Genomic DNA, 22,795 nt, shown 5'->3' on the forward strand with positions numbered 1-22,795 from the left:
GCGACAGAGTCATGGGTGTCGGAGAAGCACGAAACCCAGGAGCACACCATGACCAGCTACATCAACCAGACCATCGCCCGCCACCACGTCGCCGAGCTGATCGCGCAGGCCGAGCAGGGGCGCGTCCGCCGGCAGTTCCGGCAGGCTCGTCGTCAGGCCCGGACCGACGCCAGCGAGTCGGCGACCCGGTCGGGCTCCGGGCGGTCCTCCCGCCGCGACCCGTACCTGCAGTACCTCGTTCCTGCCGTTCGTTGAGCAGCACCCGGGCGCAGACCGGCGCTGACATACTCGGCGCCATGCCCCAGCGTGTGTCTGCCGCCGTGATGGTCGGCCGAGAGGCACCGCTGCACTTGCTGGAGGCAGCTCTCGCGGGCGTGGCCGTCGGAAGTGGCCGGCTCGTGGTCGTCGGTGGTGAGGCCGGAGCCGGCAAGACCCGGCTGGTGACCGAGTTCGTCGACCGCGCCGAGGGCGCCGTGACCCTCCAGGGTGGCTGCCTCGAGCTCGGTCAGGCGGTGATGCCGCTGGCGCCGCTGGTCATGATCCTGCGCCAGCTCGCCCGCGACCTCGGCGAGAGCCGGGCGGAGGAGCTGATCGGCCCCCAGCTATCGGGATTCCTCCCGGGACGCGACCACGGCGACGTCGACCCGCACTGGACCGGCCAGCTGGGGATGTTCGAGGCGTTCCGCGCCGTCCTCGTGGAGCTGTCCACCGATCACCCGGTCGCCGTCGTGCTGGAGGACGTGCACTGGGCCGACCGCTCGACCCTCGACCTGCTCGCCTGGCTCGCCCGCAACCTGGTCGACTCCCGGGTGCTCCTCCTGGTGACCTACCGCTCCGACGAGATGCGCCGCTCGCACCCGCTCCGATCGGTGCTGGCAGAGCTCGGGCGACTTCCTCACGTCGAGCGGATCGAGCTCCAGCCGCTCACCGGGGACGAGATCGCCGAGCTGCTCACCGCCATCAACGGTGGCCCGGTCGCGCCCGGGGTGGCGCGCCAGGTGGCCGACCGGTCGGAGGGCAACCCGTTCTTCGCCGAGGAGCTCTTCGCGGGCTCCGACGCCGACGGCGTGCCGTGGACCCTGCGCGACATCCTCACCGCCCGGATCGACGCGCTGCCCGACGCCGCGAAGGAAGTGCTCCGGATCGCGGCCGCTGCCGGCCGGCGCGTCGACCACCGGCTGCTCGAGGTGGTCGCGGACCTCGAGCCCGACGACCTCGACGCCGGCCTCCGGTCCGCGGTCGAGGCACAGGCGCTGGTCTCGGACGGCACCGACTTCCGGTTCCGGCACGCGCTGCTGCAGGAGGCCGTGCACGAGCAGCTCCTGCCCGGCGAGCGCACCCGGCTCCACCGCGCGTTCGCCGACGCCCTGCTCGCCGAGCCCGACCTCGCCGCAGGTGGGTCGGACGCCGTGGACAGCGAGCTGGCCCACCACGCCCTGGCGGCGTACGACGTCGACCTGGCCTATCGCTCGCTGGTGAGGGCAGGGCAGCGCGCCCGGGCGCTGTTCGCGTTCAACGAGGCCCAGCGCCACTTCGAGGGCGCCGTCGACCTGAGCACCCGGATCTCCCCGGAAGCCGGGGCGGACACCCCTGCCACCTGGGAGCTCCTCCGGCTCGCCGCCCACAGCGCGCGGCACGCAGGACATCCCTCGGTGGGACTCGGCCACCTCCGCCGCGCCATCGACTCACTGGACCCGGTGGCCGACCGGGTCGTCGTCGGCGGGCTGTACGCCGAGCTGAGCGAGAGCCTCTGGATGGCCGGCCTCGGCGACGACGCGGTCGTGGCCTCGGACACCGCCACGGAGATGCTGGCCGGCGAGCACACCCGCGAGGCAGCCGAGGCCTTCGGGTTCCAGTGCCGGCTGCGGATGCTGCTGGGCCGCTACGAGGAGGCCATCGCCCCGGGCCGACTCGGCGTGTCCCTCGCTCGTGAGGTGGACGCGCCGGTCGAGCTGAGCCGTGCCCAGAACTCCCTGGGGACGTCGCTGGGGTCACTCGGCGAGCTGGAGGAGGGCAACGCGCTGCTGCGCGAGGCCATTGCCACGGCCCATGCCGCCGGCGCCGGAGCCGATGCGGTGCGGGGCTACATCAACCTGACCTCGAACTTCAAGACGCCCGCCGACGACATCGCGAGCGCCGAGAGAACCGCGCGCGAGGGCCTCGAGTACGCCGCCCGGCACTCGGTCCGTGGCGCGATGACGGACTGGCTCCGGATGGAGCTCGCCGACGCCTTCATCCGGACGGGACGCCACAGCGACGCGGAGAGCACCCTGGCAGAGGTGCGCACCGGGTCGGTCGCCGGCGTCAACGGGCAGTACTTCAACGTCAGCCACGCCTGGCTGGACACGGTCCAGGGCCGGTACGACGAGGGTGCGGCACACCTGCGTCGGGCGCAGGAGCTCGCGCCGAGCATCCGCGATCCCCAGGCGATCGGTCCGCAGGCCGCCGTCGGCATGCTGCTCGCACTCGCGCGCGGACCGCTCGACACCGGTGACACGCTGGAGCTCCTCGAGCCGTTCGCCGGTGACGCCAACACCTACAACGCGTTCGCGCTCGTTGCCCGCGTCGCGGCCGCGGCCGCCGTTGCCGGATCCGCCGACGCGGCCAAGACCGTCGAGCGGATCCGCTCCCTTCTGGCCGGGTCCCGGCCGGGCGTCAACGAGGTCCGACGGGCGAACATCGACGGCTGGCTCGCCGTGCTCGACGCGGAGGTCGCCCGGGTCAACGACCTGGACGACCCGTCACTGTGGCGGGCGGCTCGCGACGCCATGGCGTCGCGGACCCAGGCCGAGCAGGCGCTGTACTGCGGCGTCCGCCTGGTCGACGCCCTCGGCAGGTCGGGGGACGTGGACGCCGCCGTCACCGAGCTGCACGCGGTGCACCGGCGCGCAGGTGAGCTGGGCGCGGTCATGCTCACCGAGGAGGTCGAGACGGTCGCCCGTCGCCAGCGGCTCAAGGTGCCCGGCGCCGCGACCCAGCGCGCGATCGCCGGCCTCACCGGGCGCGAGACCGAGGTCCTGGCGCTGGTCGAGCAGGGCCGGACCAACCGCGAGATCGGTCAGGCGCTGTTCATCTCCGAGAAGACCGCGAGCGTCCACGTGTCCAACATCCTGGCCAAGCTCGGCGTCAGCAACCGCGGCGAGGCGGCGGCGGTCGCTCGGACGCTCGGGGGTTGAGGACCGTCAGCGCCCACGCATGTTCTGGCGGGCGCCCTTCATCGACGTGGGGATCGGGCCCTTGGGCAGCGGGATGTTCGACCGGTTGGCGTCCAGGGCCTTGAGGCGCGCGAGCACGTCGGTCATAGCGGCCGGCTTCAGCGCGCGGGGCAGCTTGGAGACGTGCCGGACGAGCTTGCGCAGCGGCACCTCGCCCTGACCGTCGCCCACGACGAGCTCGGTGATCGGCGTCTCCGACACGACCCGCTCGTGCTTGCGCCGCTCCGAGGCCATCAGCGGCTTGAGCCGGTTGGGGTTGCCCTCACCGATCAGCACGATGCCCGGAGGGCCCACGAGGCGGTGCACGACGTCCTGCTGCTTGGTGAAGCCGATCGCCGGGTCGGTCTTCCACCCGCGCCGCAGCAGGCCGAGAGCCGCGGCGGCCGCGCCCGGCTGACCCTCGATCTGGGCCAGGGCGGATCGCTGCGCACGGCGGCCGAAGATGATCATCGTCACCAGGGAGCCGACGAGCACGCCGAACACGATCGAGAAGACCAGGTTGTCGAGCAGGAGGAGGACGAGCGCGAACCCGGCGAGACCGGCGAGCAGGAACGTGCCGAGCAGGACCAGGCCGATGCGCGGGTCGCGCTCCTTGGTCATCTGGTAGCTCTGGACGATCTGCTTGATCCGTCCGGGCTTGCTCGGGTCCTTCTTCGCCATGCGTGGTGCCTGCCTCGTGGTGGTTGCCGGTGCTCGTGTCGAGCTCAACTCAAGGAGCGTAGTCGAGACGCTCAGCTCGCCGCAGACCGCGCGGCTCGCGCGTCCATCGCCTGTCGGTACAGCCGGCCCGCCCGGTACGACGAGCGCACGAGCGGCCCGCTGAGCACCCCCGCGAACCCGATCTCCTCCGCCTCGGTGGACAGCTCAACGAACTCCTCGGGCTTTGACCCACCGCTCGACGGGGTGGTGGCGCACCGAAGGCCTCAGGTACTGGGTGATCGTGACCAGCTCGCAGCCGGCGTCGTGCAGGTCACGCAGCGCCTGGCTGACCTCCTCGCGGGTCTCGCCCATGCCGAGGATCAGGTTGGACTTGGTGACCAGCCCGAACGCTCGCGCCTGGGTGAGCACGTCGAGCGACCGGTCGTAGCGGAAGGCCGGCCGGATCCGCTTGAAGATCCGCGGCACCGTCTCGACGTTGTGGGCGAGCACCTCCGGCCGCGACTCGAAGACCTCCTGGAGCAGCGACGGCTCACCGTTGAAGTCGGGGATCAGGTTCTCCACGCCGGTGTCGGGGTTGAGCTCGTGGATCGCGCGCACCGTCTCGGCGTACAGCCACGCACCGCCGTCGGGCAGGTCGTCGCGGGCAACGCCGGTGATCGTGGCGTACCGCAGCCCCATCGTCTGGACGGACTCGGCGACCCGGCGCGGCTCGTCGCGGTCCAGCGGTTCAGGCTTGCCGGTGTCGATCTGGCAGAAGTCGCAGCGCCGGGTGCACTGGTCGCCGCCGATGAGGAAGGTCGCCTCGCGGTCCTCCCAGCACTCGAAGATGTTGGGGCAGCCCGCCTCCTGGCACACGGTGTGCAGGCCCTCGGACTTCACCAGCTGCTGGAGCTCGCGGTACTGCGGACCCATCCTGGCGCGGGTCTTGATCCACTCCGGCTTGCGCTCGATCGGGGTCTCGGCGTTGCGGACCTCCAGTCGCAGCAGCTTGCGGCCCTCCGGAGCGGGCCGAGGGGCGGAGTGCAGGTCAGTCACGCAGGCCAGCCTACGCGGGGCCGCCACGCGAGCGGAGCGCGGACCGGGTCAGGTGGCGTCCACGTCGCGACGAGCGAAGAACGTCGCGGACAGCAGCACCGCGACGACCATCAGCACCAGGAGGTAAGCGCCGCCCTGGAGGTGGCCGATGTGCTGGAAGCCCTCGCAGTCGCCGCGCCGGGCGCAGCCCGCCGACGGGTCGAAGAACTGCATCCGCGTCTCGAGCCAGCCGAACACGTTGTTGCCGAGCGTCCAGCGGCCGACGTCGTCGATCGGCACGAGCACCGCCAGGATCTCGCCGCCCACGCTGTAGGCGAACAGGAGTGCGAGAGTCGCGACCGAGTGCCGGAACAGCATCGTCAGCGAGAACGCCCCGAGGGAGGCGCCGACGGCGAAGAGGACCGCGCGCAGCAGGTGCCAGCCGACGTCGGACATGACGTCCGAGCCGTGGGGGACGTCGCGGTCGACCGCGACGAGGTACATCGCCAGCCAGAAGCCACCGATGGTCACCAGGGCCACGACGGCGCTCGCGACGGACACCGCCACCGCCTTGGCCGCCCAGAGCCGGCCGCGGCCCGGCACGAAGAGCAGCTGGTTGACGATCGATCCCGATGCCCAGTCCGACCCGGCGAAGGCGCTCGCCGCGATGACCAGGAGGCCGGCCACTGCGAGGGAGACTCCCAACCCGTTGCCCTTGAGCGTGCCGGTCAGGTCCAGCGGCTTGCGCGGCAGATAGCTCGAGGGCGAGGCGGTGAGGTTGTCGCGGCAGGTCTGGGCGGTCGAGCCGGTGCCCAGGTAACGCTCCGGATCAGCCAGGCACTTGTCGAGGTCGGCCTTGACGTCCGAGCGCTGTGCCGCCAGATCGGCGTTCACCTGCGCCGTCTCGGCCTCCTGCTTGGTGATCGGCCGACTGTCCCAGGCGGACTTCGCAGCCACCAGCGCCGCCAGCAGAGCGGCGAGGAGCACGAGCAGCGCGATGACCCGCCTCGAGCGGTAGCGGGCCAGCTCGACGCGGACGAGGTCGGTCATCGGTGGTCCCCGTCGATCGACGGGACGGCCACGGGTCCGTCGATCGGCCCGGCCACCGGCGGGGGCTGGTGTCCGGTGAGGACCAGGAAGAACGACTCCAGGTCGGGGCGCACCGCCGACAGCTCGGTGACGTAGAGGTCATGGGCCGCGAGCGCCCGGGTGATCTCGTCGGGGTGCTCGTGCCCCTGGACGAGCAGGTCGTCGCCGTCGCGGGTCACCGCGTACCCGGCGGCGGTGAGGAGAAGGGTCGCCTGGTCGGCGTCGCGGACGCCGACCCGGGTGTGCGCCGTGCTCTCGCCGAGCAGGTCTGCGACCTTGCCCGAGGCGAGCAGCCTGCCGTCGCCGATGATCGAGACCGAGGTGCACAGCTGCTGCACCTCGGCGAGCACGTGCGAGCTGAGGAGCACGGTGACGCCGGAGGCCGAGAGGTCGGCAATCAGCTGCCGCATGTCGCTGATGCCGGCGGGGTCGAGCCCGTTGGTCGGCTCGTCCAGGATCAGCAGGTCGGGCTCCTTCAGCAGCGCGGCGGCCAGCGCGAGCCGCTGCCGCATCCCGTAGGAGTAGCCGCGGTAGCGACGGCGAGCCTGGCCGGTGAGGTCGACCTGCTCGATGACCTCGTCCACGCGTGCCTTGGACAGCCCGACGGACCGGGCGAGGAGCTGCAGGTTGCGACGGCCGGAGAGGTCGGGGGAGAACTGCGGCTGCTCCACGACCGCGCCGACCCGCTCGAGCACGCCGGCGAGCTGATCGGGCAGCGGCTGCCCGAGCACCTTGATCTCGCCGCCGTCGGGCCGCGCCAGGCCGAGCAGCATCCGGATCGTCGTGGTCTTCCCCGATCCGTTGGGACCCAGGAAGCCGTGCACGCCACCGCTCTCGACCGCGAGGTCGAGGCCGTCGACGGCCACGACCCGGTGCCTGCCCTCACGAAAGACCTTGCGCAGGCCGCGAGTCTCCACGACGAGGTCACTCATCGGCGTCGACAGCCCCTTTCCGCATCCGGGCGTCCAGCATGTCGCAGATCGTCGTCAGGCCAGCGGATTGAGCACCGGGACACGCGCGCCGACCGACGCCCGTGGCGGCTCGGGTCGGGGCTGGTAGTCCGGGGTGGCGTCGTACGGCGCCCAGGCGAGCAGCTCGTCGAGGTGGCGCTCGACGAGGGGGAGCACCTCCGCGATCGTCACGTCGCGTCCGAGCTCCGCGCTCAGGGAGGTGACACCGGCGTCGGCGATGCCGCACGGCACGAACCGGTTGTACCAGTCGAGGTCCACGTCGCAGTTCAGCGCGAAGCCGTGCATGGTGACGCCGCGGCTCACCCGGATGCCCAGGGCGGCGATCTTCCGCTCGGGGCGGATCTCGCTGCCTCGCCCCGTCGGGCCGGCGGAGAGCCAGACGCCACTGCGCCCGGGGACGCGTGCGGTGGCCACGCCCAGCTCCGCGCAGACCCCGATCAGCGCCTCCTCGATCCGGCGGACGTAGTCGACGACACGGACGTGGTCGGGGAGCCGGACGATCGGGTAGCCGACCAGCTGCCCGGGGCCGTGGAAGGTGATCTTGCCGCCGCGGTCGACGTCGATGACGTCGGCGCCTCCCGGGTCGAGGGGGCGCTCGTGCGGGTCGGTGCGCTTGCCGCAGGTGAACACCGGCGGATGCTCCAGGAGGAGAACCGTTCCCGGCCCTCCGTCCACGACGCCGGCATGGACCTCGCGCTGGAGGTCCCACGCACTCCGGTAGTCCACCAGGCCGAGGCGACGGTGTTCGAGCGTGGTCACGACACGAGGGTATCCGGCGGCCCGATGCGGCTGTGGACGGCCACAGCGGGGCACCGGCCGAGTGCGTCACGCTGGTCTCATGCCTGTGCGGATACCGGTCGCGGTCGTCGCGCTCGTCCTCGGCGTCACCTGTGGCGTCGTGGCGTTGGCCACGCTGTCGTCGACCTCCGGAGCCCCGTCGGCTCCCGCGCGACCCCGGACAGCGGTGACGGCCGCGGCGGAGCGGTCCGCCGTGGGCGTCCTGCATGCGTGGGACGAGCGCCGGGCGGCGGCCTGGGCCGGCGGTGACCCCGCGGCGCTCGCGCGGCTCTACACGACGGGCTCCGCTGCCGGCCTCGCCGACGTCCGGTTGCTCGGTCGGTACGCCGGGCGGGGGCTGCTGGTCCCGGACCTGAGGATGCAGCTGCTCCGGGCCCGGGTCCTGGTCGCGCGGCCCAGGCGCCTCGAGCTGGAGGTGACCGACCGGGTGGCGCTGGCGACCGCCGTTCGTGCCGACGACCACACCGTGGCCCGCCGGCTGCCCACGGACGCACCGACGACGCGCCGGCTCGTGCTGCGCCGCGAGCACGGCCGCTGGTTGATGGACAGCGTCTCGGTCCGGGTGCCCTCAGGCGGTCGCTGACGCCAGGATCTCGGACACGCCGCTGTCCCTGAAGGCGAAGCCGGCGTCGTCCAGCACCTTCGGGACCGCGCGGATCGAGCCGAGCAGCTCCGGCGCCATCCGGCCGGCTGCCAGGCGCAGCACCAGCGAGGGCGCAGTCAGGAACGCAGGGCGGTGGGTGACCTGCGCGAGCTGCCGGGTGAACGTCGCGTTCGTCGGGACCTCCGGGCAGCAGAGGTTCACCGGCCCGCTGACGTCGTTGCGCTCGCCGAGGAACGCGACGGCGGCGACCCAGTCGCGCAGCGAGATCATCGGCATGTACTGACGGCCGGCGCCGAGCCGGCCTCCCAGCCCCGCCCGGAACTGGAGCAGCTGCTGGCGAAGCGGGGCGTTGCGCCGGTCCATCACCGGAGAGGTGCGCAGCACGCACACCCGCGAGCCGGCGTCGACCGCCGGCCGGGCGGCCGCCTGCCAGGCGATCGTGACGGCGGTGAGGAAGGCGTCGCCGCGCGAGGTCGTGTCCTCGGTGACCGGCTGCTCACCGTGGTCGCCGTAGAAGGAGATCCCGTTGCCGGCCAGGAAGGCCGGCCGCGACCGGCTCGCGGCGATGGCGTCGGCGAGCACCTGCGTGGTGACGACCCGGCTCGTGCGCAGCCGCTCGGCCCACTTCCGCGAGTGCGGGTTGCCCAGGGTCGGCGATCCTGCGAGGTTGACGACGACGTCGGCGTGCTCGACGAGCGCCGGGTCGAGGTCGGCGGAGTAGGGATCCCACCGGGCTTCACCGGTGCCGGGTGCGCGTCGTACCAGCGCGGTGACGTCGTGGCCCCGCTCGACGAGGTGCGTGCGCAGGGTGCTCCCGAGGAAGCCCGACGCGCCCGCGATCAGGTACCGCATCGGACCAGCCTGCCACGGCCGGCGGCCATGACGAGGGTCACGTGACCGGGCCGTGGGTGGCGCCCTCACCGGCGGTAGCCTTCGGGGCGTGAGCGATTTCGATGTGGTCGTCGTCGGTGCCGGCCCTGGCGGCTACGTCGCCGCCATCCGCGCCTCTCAGCTGGGCCTGAAGACTGCGGTGGTGGAGCTGAAGTACTGGGGCGGCGTGTGCCTCAACGTCGGCTGCATCCCGTCGAAGGCACTGCTCAGGAACGCCGAGCTGGCGCACATCCTCACCCACGAGAAGGACAAGTTCGGGATCACCGGCGACGCGTCGATGTCCTTCGAGCCGACCCACGCGCGCAGCCGCGAGGTGTCCGAGGGCGTCGTCAAGGGCGTCCACTTCCTGATGAAGAAGAACAAGATCGAGGAGATCAACGGCTGGGGCACCTTCACGGGTCCCAAGACGATCTCGGTCAAGCAGGAGGACGGCTCGACGCGCGAGATCACCGCGGAGAACGTCATCATCGCGACCGGGGCCACGGTGCGCCTGGTGCCCGGCGTGCAGCTTTCGGCGAACGTGGTCACCTACGAGGAGCAGATCCTCGACGACCAGCTGCCGCGTTCCCTCGTGATCGGCGGCTCGGGCGCGATCGGCGTCGAGTTCGCCTACATCATGAAGAACTTCGGCGTCGACGTCACCATCGTCGAGTTCCTCGACCGGATGGTCCCGACCGAGGACGCGGAGGTCTCCAAGGAGCTCCTCAAGCACTACAAGAAGCTCGGCGTGAACGTCCTGCTGTCCACCGCCGTCAAGGGCGTCGAGGACACCGGGACCGGCGTACGCGTGACCGTCGCGCCCGCGGCCGGTGGCGACGAGCAGGTCATCGAGGCCGACAAGATGCTGGCGGCCTTCGGCTTCGCGCCGCGGCTGGAGGGCTACGGCCTCGAGACGACCGGCGTGGCCACCACCGAGCGCGGGGCAATCGCGATCGACGAGTACGGCCGCACCAACGTCGACGGCGTCTACGCGATCGGTGACGTCACCGGCAAGCTGATGCTCGCCCACACCGCGGAGGCCCAGGGCATCGTCGTTGCCGAGACGATCGGTGGCGCCGAGACGATGCCTGTGGACTACGACTTCATCCCGCGGGCGACGTACTGCCAGCCGCAGATCGCCTCGTTCGGCTACTCCGAGGAGCAGGCCAGGGAGAAGGGCTACGACGTCAAGGTCGCCAAGTTCCCGTTCTCCGCCAACGCCAAGGCCAAGGGCCTCGGTGACGCGGTCGGCTTCGTGAAGGTCGTTGCCGACGCCAAGTACAACGAGATCATCGGCGCCCACCTGATCGGTCCGGACGTCACCGAGCTGCTCCCGATCCTGACGCTGGCGCAGAAGTGGGACCTCACCGCCGACGAGGTCGCCCGCAACGTCTTCGCCCACCCGACGCTGTCCGAGGCGGTCAAGGAGGCCGTCGAGGGCATCGCGGGTCACATGATCAATTTGTGAGGACTCGACCACCGGTGGTTGAGCCTGTCGAAACCCGGTCAGGCGCGGCCGACGCTCCTCACCACGGCCGCGGCGACTGCCTCCGGGTCGCGGTACTGCGGCAGGTGGTCGACGTCGAGGCGGACCAGCTCCGCGCCCGGGATGCGGTCGGCCAGGTCGACCGACGCCTGGAGCGAGTCGGGCGGGTCGAGCGCGCCGGCGATCACCGTGGTCGGGACGGTGACCTTCGGCAGCAGGTCCCACTGCTCGGGGTTGTCCTGCTCGAGGTGACCCTGGACGAAGTCGGCCTCGGTCGAGCTGCGTAGCTGGTCGCTCAGGTAGTCGTCGGCGCCCGAGCGACACCACTCGCCTAGCCCGATCTCGACGAGGGTCCCGACGTCACGGGCCTCCTTCGCCGCCTGGTAGCGCCGGTAGAGGTCCTGCTCCTCGGGCGACGGGTCCGGCCAGGGGTAGCCGCCGATGCCGGGGCAGAGCAGCGTCATCGACGCGACCCGGGTCGGGTCGGTGACGGCCAGGGCCAGCGAGGTCTCGCCGCCCATGCTGTTGCCCACGAGGTGTGCCCGCTCGGCGCCGAGGTGGTCCAGCACGGTGACCAGGTCGCGCACGGCCTGGAACTCCTCGGTCGCGAGCGGTGACCGGCCGAAGCCGCGGCGGTCGAACCGCACCACACGGTGCCCGTCGAGCAGGGGCAGGGTCGCGTCCCAGATCGTCGAGTCGACGATGCCCGGGTGCAGCAGCACGATCGGTACGCCGTCGCCGCCGCTGTCCTCGACCCAGAGCCGATCGGCGCCTGCCTCGACGAGCCCGGCCACCCTCAGACCTCGAACTGCGCGGCCTCGAGACGCGCCTTGACGTCGGAGAGGAACCGCCCTGCGTCGGCGCCGTCGACCAGCCTGTGGTCGTAGGTGAGCGCGACGTTGACCATGTAGCGCACTGCGATCGTCTCCCCGAGGTCCGGGTCGTCGATCACCACGGGTCGCTTCACGACCGCACCCGGTCCGAGGATCGCGACCTGCGGCTGGTTGATGATCGGGGTGTCGAACAAGGCCCCGAAGGTGCCGAGGTTGGTGATCGTGAAGGTGCCACCGGTGAGGTCGTCGGGCGTGATCTTGTTGGTGCGGGTGCGCTCGGCGACGTCGGCGATCTTCTTGGCCAGGCCGGCGATGGACAGGTCGCCGGCGTCCTTGACGACCGGGGTCAGCAGGCCCCGCTCGGTGTCGACGGCGAACGCGATGTTCTCGCGGTCGAAGTAGGTGACCTCGCCGGCCTCGGTGTCGATGTTGGCGTTGAGCTTCGGGTGCTGCTTGAGCGCGTCGATCGCCGCCTTGGCGAAGAACGGCAGGTAGGTGAGCTTGACTCCCTCACGCACCTGGAAGTCCGCCTTGGCGCGGTCGCGCAACCGGGCCACGCGGGTCATGTCGACCTCCATGACCTGGGTGAGCTGGGCGGAGATGTGCAGCGACTCCACCATCCGGGCCGCGATCACCTTGCGCAGCCGGCTCAGCGGCTCGGTCTTGCCACGCAGCGGGCTCGGCGTCGACGAGGCGGGTGCGCTGGGCGTCGACGCCGGCGCCGAAGGAGCCGACGCGGCGGCAGGCGCTGCCGACTTGTTCGCCTCGGCAGCCTCGAGGACGTCCTGCTTGCGGATCCGGCCGCCGACACCGCTGCCGGTGATGCCGGAGAGGTCGACGCCGTGCTCGGAGGCCATCTTCCGGACCAGCGGCGTGACGTAGCCGCCGCTGTCGCCGGACGGAGCCGGTGCGGACGCCGGGGGAGCGGCAGGGGCCGGAGCGGCAGGGGCCGGAGCCGCAGGGGCCGGAGGCTCCGGGGCCGATGGCTGCTCGGCCGGCGCCGGCTGCTGGGTCTGCGCGGTCGTCTCCTGGGCAGGGGTGCCTTCCAGGGGCTGCTGCGCTGCTTCGGGCGCTGGTTCTTGCGGTGGCTCCTGCCGGGCCTCCTCGGCGGGAGCCTGCGGGGCCGGTGCCGCTGCGGGAGCAGAGCCGGCCGCACCGATCAGCGCCAGCTCGGCGCCGACCTCGACGGTCTCGTCCTCGTTGACCTTGATCTCGAGCAAGGTGCCGGCGACCGGCGACGGGATCTCGGTGTCCACCTTGTCCGTCGAGACCTCCAGCAGCGGCTCGTCGACCGCCACCTCGTCGCCGACCGACTTCAGCCATCGGGTCACGGTGCCCTCGGTGACCGACTCGCCGAGCGCCGGCAGCGTGACCGGCGTACCTCCTCCTGACGGGGCGGACTGCGCAGCCGGCTGCTCCTCCTGCTGCGCTGCCGGAGCCTGGGGCGCCGGCTCCTCCGCGGGTGCCTCTTCCGCCGGCGCCTCCTGCGCGGGTGCCTCCTGCGCGGGTGCCTCCTGCGCGGGTGCCTCCTGTGCAGGTGCCTCCTGCGCGGGTGCCTCCTGTGCAGGTGCCTCCTGTGCCGGTGCGCCGCCGCCTTCGCCCGCCTCGCCGATCACGCACAGCTGGGCGCCGACCTCGACGGTCTCGTCCTCCTGTGCGCTGATCTCCAGCAGCGTGCCCGCCACCGGCGAGGGGATCTCCGTGTCGACCTTGTCGGTCGAGACCTCCAGCAGCGGCTCGTCGACCGCGACGGTGTCACCCACCTGCTTGAGCCAGCGGGTGACGGTGCCCTCGGTGACGGATTCGCCGAGTGCGGGAAGGGTGACAGGAGTCGACATGGGCAACCTTTCGGTCAAGAGTGTGCGTGGAGTGGCTTGCCGGCGAGCGCCAGATGAGCCTCGCCGAGTGCTTCGTTCTGGGTGGGGTGCGCGTGGACGAGGGGCGCGACGTCCTCGGGGAACGCGTCCCAGTTGTAGATCAGCTGGGCCTCGCCGATCAGCTCGCCGACCCGCGCGCCGACGAGGTGTACGCCGACGACGGGGCCGTCCTTCTCGCGCACGAGCTTGACGCTGCCCTGGGTCTTGAGGATCTGGCTCTTGCCGTTGCCCCCGAGGTCGTAGACGAGCGTCTCCACCCGGTCGTCGCCGAGCTGCTCACGCGCCTGCGTCTCGGTGAGCCCGACCGATGCGATCTCGGGGTCGCTGTAGGTGACCCGGGGGATGCCCGCTTCGGCGATCGGGGCGGGCGCCAGGCCGGCGATCTCTTCGGCCACGAAGATGCCCTGGGCGAAGCCGCGGTGGGCGAGCTGGAGGCCCGGGACGATGTCGCCGACCGCGAACACCCCGGGCAGGTTCGTGCGGCAGCGCTCGTCGGCGAGCACGAAGCCGCGGTCCATGCCGAGCCCTTGGTCCTCGAAGCCGAGACCGTCCGTGGCGGGGCCGCGTCCGACGGCGACCAGGAGCAGGTCGGCCTCGATCGGCTCACCGCTCTCGACGTGCACCCGGACGCCCGACTCGGTGTGCTCGACGGCCTTGAACGGCGTCCCGGTGAGGGCGCGGATGCCCCGCTTGCGGAACGCCCGCTCGAGCTGCTTCGAGGACGCCTCGTCCTCGGCGTCCACCAGCCGCGGCAGCGCCTCGACGATGGTCACCTCGGCACCGAACGACCGCCAGACGCTGGCGAACTCACAGCCGATCACGCCGCCTCCGAGCACCACGACGGCCGAGGGCACCCGGTCCAGCGTCAGCGCCTGCTCCGAGGTGATCACGCGCTCGCCGTCGATCTCCAGGCCCGGGAGCGTCCGGGAGTAGGACCCGCTCGCCAGCACGACGTGGGTGCCGGTGTAGCGAGCACCACCGACCTCGACGGTGTCGGGCGCGACCAGCCGCCCCTCGCCCTCGACGACGGTGATGCCACGTCCCTTGATCAGGCCGGCGAGCCCCTTGTAGAGCCGGGCGACGACCCCGTCCTTGTAGGCGTTGACGCCGGCCATGTCGATGCCGTCGAGAGTCGCCCGGACACCGAACTGCTCGGACTCGCGGGTCGCGTCGGCGACCTCCGCGGCGTGCAGGAGAGCCTTGGTGGGGATGCACCCGGCGTGCAGGCAGGTCCCGCCGACCTTGCCCTTCTCGACCAGCGCGACGCTCAGGCCGAGCTGCGCGGCACGCAGCGCACACGCGTAGCCGCCCGACCCCGCCCCGAGGACCACCACGTCGAACTGGTCTGCCACCTGTGCTCCGCTCGTCGTCTTTGACTCGGGCCATCCTTGCACTTCTCCGGGCGCAAGCCACAGTGAGGTCGACACGTCGAGATGTGCACGCCGATGACCGGTGATGCCGCACAATTGGCGGCATGGGTTTACGAGACCGGTTCCGTCGGGGTCGCGGGTTGAGCCGTGGCGGCCCGACCGGCTCGACCGTGCGCGCGGCAGCCTCTGCCGACGCCGACCACCTGCGCACCTGGGTGGGGAGCCGTCGCGGCGTCGAGGGATTCGTCGAGCCGCGCACGACCGTCAGTGAGGTGACGCTGCTCCTCGTCGCCCACGACGGCGAGTGGACCAGGAGGCGGGTGCCGTCGGTCGAGTGGGCCCACGACTTCGCGAACCGCCTCGGCGTCCCGTCGTACGACGCCGCGGTGGTCGGGATCCCGCAGCGGATGCGTGACTGGAACCGCCGCCAGAAGCTGGCGAAGGGTCAGCCGACGCCGAACCCGTTCAGCTCTCCGCCGCCGAGCGTGTGAGGGCGGTTCGCTCGAGGAACTCCACCAGCGTCGCGACCGAGAACCCCGTGCCGCCGCTCGGCACGTGCCCCCACGGCGCGCCGTTGTTGTACGCCGGCCCGGCGATGTCCAGGTGCACCCACGGGCGACCCTCGACGAACTGCTCGAGGAAGGCGGCGGCATAGAGCGTCGAGCCCCACCGGACCCAGTCGTGCTGCAGCAGGTCCGCGATCCTGCTCTCGGTCCGCACGGTGTGCCGCTGCTCGTCGGGGATCGGCAGGTGCCAGAACAGCTCGCCGGTGGCACCCGCGGCCTCCTGGAACGCAGCGACGCTCTCGTCGTCACCGAAGAGGCCGGCGATCCGGTCGCCGAGCGCGACCACGCAGGGACCGGTGAGCGTTGCGACGTCGACGATCACGTCGGGCTCGCCGCGCACGGCCATGGTGAGGGCGTCGGCGAGCACGAGGCGGCCCTCCGCATCCGTGTTCATGACCTCGACCGTCTTGCCCGACAGGGTGGTCAGCACGTCTCCGGGCCGGAGCGCGGAGCCGCTGATCATGTTCTCGGCGAGCGGGAGGTAGGCCGTCACGGTGACCGGCAGCTCGAGCGCCGCGGCGGCGAGAGTGGCCGCGACCACGTCGGCGGCGCCGGCCATGTCCATCTTCTGGGTCGACATCGACGAACCGGTCTTGATGGTCAGCCCACCCGAGTCGTAGGTGATCCCCTTGCCGACCAGTGCCACGGAGGCGACCGGCTCCGGTGGCTGCCAGGTCAGCTTCACCAGGCACGGCGGGCTCGTCGAGCCTGCCCCCACCCCGAGGATCCCGCCGCAGCCGAGGCGCTCCAGCTCATCAGCGTCGAGGCGCTCGAAGCCGACCGCGGTGCCGGACGTCGCGCGCTCGATCTGGTCGGCGAAGGCCCGGGGGACCAGGTCGTTCGACGGGGTGTTCACCCAGTCGCGCGCTTCTTGCGTCTGCGCGGCCACGACACCGGAGGTGGCGAGCGCGGCCACGACGTCCGCCTGTCGCGCCGTCTCGCTGAGCACGATGACGTCGGCGACGGTCCCGCTCCTGCGTCCCTTGGCTGCTGAGGACTTGTAGGTGTCGAAGCGGTAGAGCCCGGACCGGAAGCCGTCGGCCGCCGCGCGGACGTGGGCCGCGTCGATCGCCGGCAGGGCGAGCGCGACCGACGCGGCGTTGCCGAGGTTGCGCGCGGCGACGCCCGCAGCCCGGCGCACCTTCTCGGTGGTGACGTCGTCCCGGGGCCCGAGACCGACGACCAGCAGCTGCGCGGCGTTGAGCACTCCGTTGGTGGGGACCTTGACGACCTCACCGAAGCGGCCGCGGAACCCCATCGAGGCGAGCAACGGGGTGAACTTGCGCCCGTACGCCGCCGCAACGGCCTCGCCTCCGGGCGCCGCGACGAGTGCGTCGCCCTTGCCGCTGACCACCCCGATCACGACCAGGTCGGTGCGCGTCCGGTCGGGCGCTCCCTTGCGCAGGGTGTACGTCGTCACGGCGTTCACCCTAGACGGGCCGCTGTGGCGTCGGCGCCGGCCGATCGCTGCGGTAACTTTCGGCCATGGCCCTCAAGCACTCAGCCCTGCACGACCGGCACGTCGCCCTGGGGGCGAAGTTCTCGGAGTTCGGCGGGTGGGAGATGCCGCTCGAGTACGCCGGTGTCGTCAAGGAGCACACGGCCGTCCGGACGGCGGTGGGGATCTTCGACGTGAGCCACCTCGGCAAGCTCGTGGTCCGCGGGGACGGAGCGCAGGAGTTCGTCAACAGCTGCCTGACCAACGACCTCGAGCGGATCGAGAAGGGGAAGGCGCAGTACACCCTGTGCTGTGCTGCGACGACGCCACCGGCGGTGTCGTCGACGACCTGATCGTCTACCTCAAGGACGACGACCACCTGCTGCTGGTGCCGAACGCCGCCAACACCGCCGAGGTCCGCCGCCGCCTCCAGGCCGCCGCGCCCGAGGGCATCTCGATCGCCGACCACCACGAGAGCCACGCGGTGCTCGCCGTGCAGGGCACCAGGTCCGACGAGGTGCTCCGGGCGGTCGGACTGCCGGTCGGGGACGACGCTGCACCCCTCGAGTACATGGCGTTCACCGAGGCGCCCTTCGACGGGGTCGACGTCGTGGTCTGCCGGACCGGCTACACCGGTGAGCGCGGCTACGAGCTGATCGCCCCGAACGAGGTCGCCGGAGCGCTGTGGGACGCCATCCTCGAGGCCGGGGCGGCGTACGACATCCAGGCCTGCGGGCTCGGCGCGCGCGACACGCTGCGCACCGAGATGGGCTACCCCCTGCACGGCCAGGACATCAGCATCGAGATCACGCCGGTGCAGGCGCGGCTCGGCTGGGCCATCGGCTGGAAGAAGGATGCCTTCTGGGGCAAGGACAAGCTCCAGGAAGAGCGCGAGCAGGGCCCGCGGGTCATCCTGCGCGGGCTGGTGGCGCAGGGCCGCGGCATCCCGAGACCACACATGAGCGTGCGGCTGACTCGCGACCTGCCGATCGGTGAGATCACCTCAGGCACGTTCTCGCCGACGCTGAAGAAGGGCGTCGCTCTCGCGCTGATCAGCTCGCAGGTCGAGGACGGCGCCGAGGTCAGTGTCGACGTCCGGGGCCGGCAGGAGGTCTTCGTGGTCACCAAGCCGCCGTTCGTCCAGCCCGGAGTGCGGGAGTCCTGATGATGACGCACGCTCCGGAACCCTCCGCGTTCCCGTCCTCGTTCACGGCATCGGTCCCGTGGTGGTGGCAGCAGCTCGACGCCGACGGCGCTGTGGTCGAGCCCGAGGAGGGGCGCCAGGAGTTCCCGACCCGCGCGGACGCCGAGTCGTGGATCGGGGAGTTCTGGGCCGACCTCGCCGAGACCGGTGTCGCGGCAGTGACGCTCTTCGAGGGCGACCGTGAGGTCTACGGCCCGATGCCGCTGAGCGCGTGAACCCTCAGCGCGGCTTGCCGCCGAGCCGCACGTGGGGCTTCGGGAGCCGCATGAACCGGAGCTGGAGCATCCGCACCAGCGCGTAGAAGGTCGTTCCCTTCAGGTTCTCGTCGGGGAAGCGCGCGCGGAGCACGCGCCGCAACCGGAACCGGATCCACAAGGTGTCGACGGCCAGCAGCACGATCGTGACCGCCCACAGCGAGGAGCTGAGTGACTGCAGCTTGCTCGAGCCAGCGGCCTGCAGGCCCATGATCAGCAGCAACAGGGGCAGCAGGAACTCCGCCACCGAGAGCCGCGAGTCGACCCAGTCGCGGACGAAGCGGCGTACCGGCCCCTGGTCGCGCGCGGGCAGGTACTTCTCGTCACCCGCCTTCATCCCTTCGCGCATCCTGCGGTTGGACTCGCCCCGGCGCTCGCGCAGCAGCTTCTGGGCCGCCTTCTTGTCGCCGCCGGCACGCGCCCGCTCGCGCGCCGCAGCCTCCGCCTCCTTGCGGCTCGGCGTGGGCCGGCCCTTGCCGCTGCCCTCGGCATGGGTGGGGGGCAGGGTCTCGACGGGCTTCTCGGTACGACGGAACAACGGGGCCTCGGCTTGGACGCGATGGGCGGTCTGGTCGCCTGCAGACTACCTGCGAACCTCTCGTCGCCCGACCGTGCGTTGGGTAGGTTGAGGTGAGCCGTCCCGACGGGCGGCCACGCGGTTGACGAGAAGGGGCGAGACACCTCATGAGCATGATGAAGCGCATCAGCATGATCTTCCGGGCGAAGGCCAACAAGGCGCTCGATCGTGCCGAGGACCCCCGAGAGACCCTCGACTACAGCTACCAGCGCCAGGTGGAGATGCTGGCGAAGGTACGCCGCGGCGTCGCCGACGTGGCCACCAGCCGCAAGCGGGTCGAGCTGCAGATGAACCAGCTCCAGTCCCAGTCGGCGAAGCTCACCGAGCAGGCCCAGAAGGCGCTGACGATGGGGCGTGAGGACCTCGCCCGCGAGGCGCTCACCCGCAAGTCGGGCCTGCAGAACCAGGTCAACGAGCTCACTGCCCAGCATGCCCAGCTCCAGGGCGAGGAGGAGAAGCTGACCCTCGCCTCCCAGCGGCTGCAGGCGAAGGTCGAGGCGTTCCGGACCCGCAAGGAGACGATCAAGGCGACGTACACGGCCGCCGAGGCGCAGACCCGGATCAACGAGGCGTTCTCCGGCATCTCCGAGGAGATGGGCGACGTCGGGATGGCGATCCAACGGGCCGAGGACAAGACCCAGCAGATGCAGGCCCGAGCCGGAGCGATCGACGAGCTGATCGCCACCGGTGCGCTCGACGACGCGAGCGCGATCAGCCAGGGCGACGACATCACCCGCGAGCTGGAGCAGATGAGCTCGCAGTCCGACGTCGAGGCCGAGCTGGCCGCCCTCAAGGGAGCGACCACCCCGCCCGCGATCGACAGCTCGGCGCCGGCCGCAGTCGAGGCCGCGGAGCCGGCGACTCCTGTCGCGCAGGCCGAGAAGGAGGAGCAGGCATGATCGCCCGCATCCTCGGCGAGGGGCAGTTCGAGGTCGGCGACGCGGAGCTCGACCGGCTCAACGAGCTCGACGCCGCCGTCGAGGCGGCGATCGACGCGGGCGACGAGGCGGCGTTCGCGGCGCGGCTCGCCGAGCTCCTCGACGGCGTGCGCCAGGTCGGTGCTCCGCTGCCCGACGAGTCGCTCGCGGACTCCGACCTGATCCTGCCGCCGGCTGACGCCACGCTCGAGGAGGTCCGGGAGATGCTCTCCGACGACGGGTTGATCCCCGGCTAGAGCCGGTCGCGGTCGTGCGGCTGGAACCACCAGCGCTCGAGCGGACCCTTCGGCACGATGCCCGACGGGTTGAGGTCCTCGTGGACGACGTAGTAGTGCTGCTTGATCTGCTCGAAGACGATCGTGTCGCCGAATCCCGGCGTCTGGAACAGGTCCCGGGCGTAGCCGCCGAGCACCCCCATCTCGGAGAGCTTGTTGCGGTTGCACTTGAAGTGGCCGTGGTAGACGGCGTCGAACCGGGCCAGCGTGGTGAAGAGCCGTACGTCGGCCTCGGTGATCGTGTCGCCCATGAGGTACCGGCGCCTCGACAGCCGCTCCTCGAGCCAGTCGAGCGCACTGAAGAGCCGGTCGAAGGCCTTGTCGTAGGTGCGCTGTGATCCCGCGAAGCCGCATCGGTACACGCCGTTGTTGACCTCCTGGAAGACCCGCTCCATCACCTCCTCCATCTCCTCGCGGATGCGCTCGGGCCAGAGGTCGGGTGCACCCGGACGATGGAACTCACGCCACTCGAAGAAGAGGTCGTGCGTGATCATCGCGAAGTCGTTCGTGACCACCTGTCCGGTCGGGATGTCGACGATCGCCGGCACGGTGATGCCCCGGGAGTAGTCCGGGTCGCGGGCGAGATAGGCGTCCTTGAGTCTCTTGTAGCCGAGCACCGGGTCGACCCCGTCGGCATCGAGGTCGAAGGTCCACGAGTCCTCGTCGTGCACCGGCCCGCACAGGCCCATCGAGATGACGTCCTCGAGGCCGAGGAGGCCGCGCACGATGATCGCCCGGTTGGCCCAGGGGCACGCCCGTGCGGCGATCAGGCGGTATCGGCCCGCCTCGACGGGCCAGCGCTCACCGTCCCGGGTGATCCGGTCGGACAGGTACTTCATGTCCCGGCGGAACTCCTGGCCGGCTCTGACGAACGACGGGCTCACCCGCCGGTCGGTACCCCCGTCGGCGCGATCCAGTAGCGCTGCCCCGGGGTCACTTGCTCAGGTCGACCCCGCACTTGGACTTCGCGTTCTTCTCGATCGCGTCGCCGGCCTTCTGGGCCGCGTCGGTGTCCAGGCCCGCGAACGCCGCCTGGAGCTTGGGTCCGAGCTCCTGGAGCTGGGCGGGTGTCATGCCGTCCGGCAGCTTGCCCGAGGTGATCGCGCTGAGGTCCGAGATCTTCAGGCCCGCGTCCGAGAGCGCCTTCTCCATCGACGACAGCGCCTCGTCGAGCGTCTTCCAGTCGGCTGCGACGTCGGAGGGCGCGTTGTCTGCGAGCTTGTGGAAGGTCCCGATGGCGTCGTCGAACTTCGAGAAGTCCGGCGTGCCGGAGTTGAACGTGTCGAAGTCCGCCTTGGCTGCCTTGAGCTGCTTGCAGTAGTCGCCCGAGCTGCTGCTGCCCTTGTCACCGCTGCTGCCGCTGCTGGTCTTGTCGCCGCTGCTGCTCCCGCAGCCCGCGACGAGGCTCGCACTGAGCACGACTGTGGTGATGATCGCTGAGGTGCGCATGACCGTTCTCTCCGGGTGGGTCGGCTGGACCCGGCCAGCCTGTCACCCGAACGGCCGCGCGTCCGGCGAACCCGTGAGTTCAGTCGCGGGCGCTCTTGCCGGGGAGGTCGAGCATGCGCTGGAGAGCGACCAGCGCGTGCCGCTCGGTCTCGGGATCCACCTCGATGCGGTTCACGACCGTGCCCTCGACGAGGGACTCCAGCGCCCACACCAGGTGGGGCAGGTCGATCCGGTTCATCGTCGAGCAGTAGCAGACGGTCTTGTCGAGGAACACGATGTTCTTGTCCGGGTGCGCCTTCGCGAGCCGCTTGACGAGGTTCAGCTCCGTGCCGATCGCCCAGCTCGTGCCGGGCTCGGCGGCCTCGATGGTGTTGATGATGAACTCGGTCGACCCCACCAGGTCCGCCTTGAGCACCACGTCGTGCGCGCACTCCGGGTGCACGAGGATCTGCACGCCGGGAACCGTCGCGCGCAGCTCGTCGACGACATCGGCGGAGAACCGGCCGTGCACGGAGCAGTGCCCCTTCCACAGGATCATCTTCGCGTCGCGCAGCTGCTCGTCGGTCAGGCCGCCGTGGGGGAGGAGGGGGTTCCAGACGACGCAGTCCTCGAGTGACAGCCCGAGCTTGAGCACGGCGGTGTTGCGGCCCAGGTGCTGGTCGGGGAAGAACAGCACCTTCGCGTCCGGCCCCTTCTGCGCGAACGCCCACTCCAGCGCGACGTCGGCGTTGGACGACGTGCAGACCGCGCCGCCGTGCTTGCCGCAGAACGCCTTGATGTCCGCCGAGGAGTTCATGTAGGTGATCGGCACCACCTGGTCGGCCACCCCGGCGTCGGCCAGCGTGTCCCACGCGTCCTCGACCTGCGCGAGCCGGGCCATGTCGGCCATCGAGCAACCGGCGGCAAGGTCGGGCAGGACCACCTTCTGGTCCGGCGAGGTGAGGATGTCGGCGGACTCCGCCATGAAGTGCACGCCGCAGAACACGATGTACTCGGCATCCGGGCGCCCCGCGGCGTCGCGGGCCAGCTTGAAGGAGTCGCCGGTCACGTCGGCGAACTGGATGACCTCGTCGCGCTGGTAGTGGTGCCCCAGCACGAAGACCTTGTCGCCGAGCTTCGCCTTCGCAGCGCGGGCGCGGGCAACCAGGTCGGGGTCGGACGCGGACGGCAGGTCACCGGGGCACTCGACGCCGCGCTCGGCGGAGAGGTCCTTCCCGCGCCCCAGCGGCAGCAGCGGCAGGTCGACGGTCGTCATGGCCCAGATCCTCCCATGGTGCGACGGCCCGCACGGTGACCGTCCCTGTCGT

Annotated in this window: 23 protein-coding genes and 1 pseudogene; 10 read left to right on the plus strand and 14 right to left on the minus strand. The window is 71.2% G+C overall.

Annotation, left to right across the window (positions count from 1 at the left end; all coding sequences use genetic code 11):
* The first annotated feature begins 48 nt into the window (after window positions 1-48).
* Together ACVW00_RS08465 and ACVW00_RS08470 are read left to right on the plus strand one after the other, a co-directional pair.
* Window positions 49-255 carry a hypothetical protein gene (locus ACVW00_RS08465; protein ID WP_457110459.1) on the plus strand — a complete coding sequence of 69 codons (207 nt, stop codon included), beginning with the start codon at window positions 49-51 and terminating at the stop codon, window positions 253-255.
* Between the two features lie 41 nt (window positions 256-296).
* Entirely contained in the window at window positions 297-3,176 is a 2,880-nt protein-coding gene (locus ACVW00_RS08470; RefSeq protein WP_457110460.1) for an ATP-binding protein, read from the plus strand.
* Window positions 3,177-3,182: 6 nt separating this feature from the next.
* On the opposite strand, the gene ACVW00_RS08475 is transcribed toward ACVW00_RS08470, so the two are convergent.
* The 5 genes and pseudogenes from ACVW00_RS08475 to lipB form a co-directional block, all read right to left on the minus strand.
* Window positions 3,183-3,875 (minus strand): DUF4191 domain-containing protein, encoded by a 693-nt coding sequence (locus ACVW00_RS08475; protein ID WP_457110461.1) that lies wholly within the window; start codon window positions 3,873-3,875, stop codon window positions 3,183-3,185.
* Window positions 3,876-3,946: 71 nt separating this feature from the next.
* Window positions 3,947-4,901 (minus strand): annotated as a pseudogene (lipA, locus tag ACVW00_RS08480) (lipoyl synthase).
* A 57-nt stretch (window positions 4,902-4,958) separates the two neighbouring features.
* A complete protein-coding gene (locus tag ACVW00_RS08485; RefSeq protein ID WP_457110462.1) occupies window positions 4,959-5,939 on the minus strand; it encodes a hypothetical protein in 981 nt (326 codons plus the stop codon).
* Entirely contained in the window at window positions 5,936-6,910 is a 975-nt protein-coding gene (locus ACVW00_RS08490) for an ABC transporter ATP-binding protein (RefSeq protein ID WP_457110463.1), read from the minus strand. The genes ACVW00_RS08485 and ACVW00_RS08490 overlap by 4 nt, the downstream gene beginning before the upstream one ends.
* A gap of 54 nt (window positions 6,911-6,964) precedes the next feature.
* Window positions 6,965-7,708, minus strand: a complete 744-nt coding sequence (lipB, locus tag ACVW00_RS08495; protein ID WP_457110464.1) for a lipoyl(octanoyl) transferase LipB — start codon at window positions 7,706-7,708, stop codon at window positions 6,965-6,967.
* A gap of 79 nt (window positions 7,709-7,787) precedes the next feature.
* On the opposite strand from lipB, the gene ACVW00_RS08500 reads away from it, so the two are divergent.
* A complete protein-coding gene (locus ACVW00_RS08500) occupies window positions 7,788-8,330 on the plus strand; it encodes a hypothetical protein (RefSeq protein WP_457110465.1) in 543 nt (180 codons plus the stop codon).
* On the opposite strand, the gene ACVW00_RS08505 is transcribed toward ACVW00_RS08500, so the two are convergent.
* Entirely contained in the window at window positions 8,316-9,203 is an 888-nt protein-coding gene (locus tag ACVW00_RS08505) for a TIGR01777 family oxidoreductase (protein WP_457110466.1), read from the minus strand. The two genes, ACVW00_RS08500 and ACVW00_RS08505, sit on opposite strands and share 15 nt — an antisense overlap.
* A gap of 88 nt (window positions 9,204-9,291) precedes the next feature.
* On the opposite strand from ACVW00_RS08505, the gene lpdA (ACVW00_RS08510) reads away from it, so the two are divergent.
* Window positions 9,292-10,689 (plus strand): dihydrolipoyl dehydrogenase, encoded by a 1,398-nt coding sequence (lpdA, locus tag ACVW00_RS08510; RefSeq protein ID WP_457110467.1) that lies wholly within the window; start codon window positions 9,292-9,294, stop codon window positions 10,687-10,689.
* A 38-nt stretch (window positions 10,690-10,727) separates the two neighbouring features.
* Here lpdA (ACVW00_RS08510) and ACVW00_RS08515 read toward each other — a convergent pair whose 3' ends face one another.
* The 3 genes from ACVW00_RS08515 to lpdA (ACVW00_RS08525) are packed head-to-tail and all read right to left on the minus strand — an operon-like array spanning window position 10,728 to window position 14,769.
* Window positions 10,728-11,501 (minus strand): alpha/beta fold hydrolase, encoded by a 774-nt coding sequence (locus ACVW00_RS08515; RefSeq protein WP_457110468.1) that lies wholly within the window; start codon window positions 11,499-11,501, stop codon window positions 10,728-10,730.
* 2 nt (window positions 11,502-11,503) lie between these two features.
* The gene (sucB, locus tag ACVW00_RS08520) at window positions 11,504-13,378 is read right to left on the minus strand and encodes a 2-oxoglutarate dehydrogenase, E2 component, dihydrolipoamide succinyltransferase (RefSeq protein WP_457110469.1); all 1,875 of its coding nucleotides are present in this window, start codon (window positions 13,376-13,378) and stop codon (window positions 11,504-11,506) included.
* Between the two features lie 14 nt (window positions 13,379-13,392).
* The gene (gene lpdA / locus ACVW00_RS08525; protein ID WP_457110470.1) at window positions 13,393-14,769 is read right to left on the minus strand and encodes a dihydrolipoyl dehydrogenase; all 1,377 of its coding nucleotides are present in this window, start codon (window positions 14,767-14,769) and stop codon (window positions 13,393-13,395) included.
* A 122-nt stretch (window positions 14,770-14,891) separates the two neighbouring features.
* On the opposite strand from lpdA (ACVW00_RS08525), the gene ACVW00_RS08530 reads away from it, so the two are divergent.
* Complete coding sequence (locus ACVW00_RS08530) at window positions 14,892-15,278, plus strand: hypothetical protein (RefSeq protein WP_457110471.1); 387 nt, start codon at window positions 14,892-14,894, stop codon at window positions 15,276-15,278.
* Here the strand turns inward: ACVW00_RS08530 and ACVW00_RS08535 are convergent.
* The gene (locus ACVW00_RS08535; protein ID WP_457110472.1) at window positions 15,253-16,773 is read right to left on the minus strand and encodes a leucyl aminopeptidase; all 1,521 of its coding nucleotides are present in this window, start codon (window positions 16,771-16,773) and stop codon (window positions 15,253-15,255) included. The genes ACVW00_RS08530 and ACVW00_RS08535 overlap by 26 nt on opposite strands.
* 65 nt (window positions 16,774-16,838) lie before the next feature.
* Between ACVW00_RS08535 and ACVW00_RS08540 the strand changes: the two genes are divergently transcribed.
* From ACVW00_RS08540 to ACVW00_RS08550, 3 genes are read left to right on the plus strand one after another with little or no spacing between them, the layout of a single operon-like run.
* Window positions 16,839-17,144, plus strand: coding sequence for a hypothetical protein (locus ACVW00_RS08540; protein WP_457110473.1), 306 nt, complete (start codon window positions 16,839-16,841; stop codon window positions 17,142-17,144).
* Complete coding sequence (locus ACVW00_RS08545; protein ID WP_457110474.1) at window positions 17,099-17,956, plus strand: glycine cleavage T C-terminal barrel domain-containing protein; 858 nt, start codon at window positions 17,099-17,101, stop codon at window positions 17,954-17,956. Before ACVW00_RS08540 ends, ACVW00_RS08545 begins: the two co-directional genes overlap by 46 nt.
* Window positions 17,956-18,210 carry a hypothetical protein gene (locus ACVW00_RS08550; RefSeq protein ID WP_457110475.1) on the plus strand — a complete coding sequence of 85 codons (255 nt, stop codon included), beginning with the start codon at window positions 17,956-17,958 and terminating at the stop codon, window positions 18,208-18,210. The genes ACVW00_RS08545 and ACVW00_RS08550 overlap by 1 nt, the downstream gene beginning before the upstream one ends.
* Window positions 18,211-18,214: 4 nt before the next feature.
* Here ACVW00_RS08550 and ACVW00_RS08555 read toward each other — a convergent pair whose 3' ends face one another.
* Window positions 18,215-18,787 (minus strand): DUF3043 domain-containing protein, encoded by a 573-nt coding sequence (locus ACVW00_RS08555; RefSeq protein WP_457110476.1) that lies wholly within the window; start codon window positions 18,785-18,787, stop codon window positions 18,215-18,217.
* Between the two features lie 146 nt (window positions 18,788-18,933).
* Here ACVW00_RS08555 and ACVW00_RS08560 point away from each other — a divergent pair, with 146 nt between their 5' ends.
* Both ACVW00_RS08560 and pspAA read left to right on the plus strand, forming a co-directional pair.
* Window positions 18,934-19,725: a PspA/IM30 family protein gene (locus ACVW00_RS08560; RefSeq protein ID WP_457110477.1), complete on the plus strand. Its 792-nt coding sequence runs from the start codon at window positions 18,934-18,936 to the stop codon at window positions 19,723-19,725.
* The gene (gene pspAA / locus ACVW00_RS08565) at window positions 19,722-20,000 is read left to right on the plus strand and encodes a PspA-associated protein PspAA (RefSeq protein ID WP_457110478.1); all 279 of its coding nucleotides are present in this window, start codon (window positions 19,722-19,724) and stop codon (window positions 19,998-20,000) included. The genes ACVW00_RS08560 and pspAA overlap by 4 nt, the downstream gene beginning before the upstream one ends.
* Here pspAA and ACVW00_RS08570 read toward each other — a convergent pair.
* The 3 genes from ACVW00_RS08570 to nadA form a co-directional block, all read right to left on the minus strand.
* Window positions 19,997-20,878: a glutathione S-transferase C-terminal domain-containing protein gene (locus tag ACVW00_RS08570; RefSeq protein WP_457113088.1), complete on the minus strand. Its 882-nt coding sequence runs from the start codon at window positions 20,876-20,878 to the stop codon at window positions 19,997-19,999. The genes pspAA and ACVW00_RS08570 overlap by 4 nt on opposite strands.
* 94 nt (window positions 20,879-20,972) lie before the next feature.
* Window positions 20,973-21,488, minus strand: a complete 516-nt coding sequence (locus ACVW00_RS08575) for a hypothetical protein (RefSeq protein ID WP_457110479.1) — start codon at window positions 21,486-21,488, stop codon at window positions 20,973-20,975.
* Between the two features lie 79 nt (window positions 21,489-21,567).
* Window positions 21,568-22,743 (minus strand): quinolinate synthase NadA, encoded by a 1,176-nt coding sequence (gene nadA, locus ACVW00_RS08580; RefSeq protein ID WP_457110480.1) that lies wholly within the window; start codon window positions 22,741-22,743, stop codon window positions 21,568-21,570.
* Window positions 22,744-22,795 lie beyond the last annotated feature (52 nt).

This window comes from Marmoricola sp. URHA0025 HA25 (assembly GCF_054059435.1).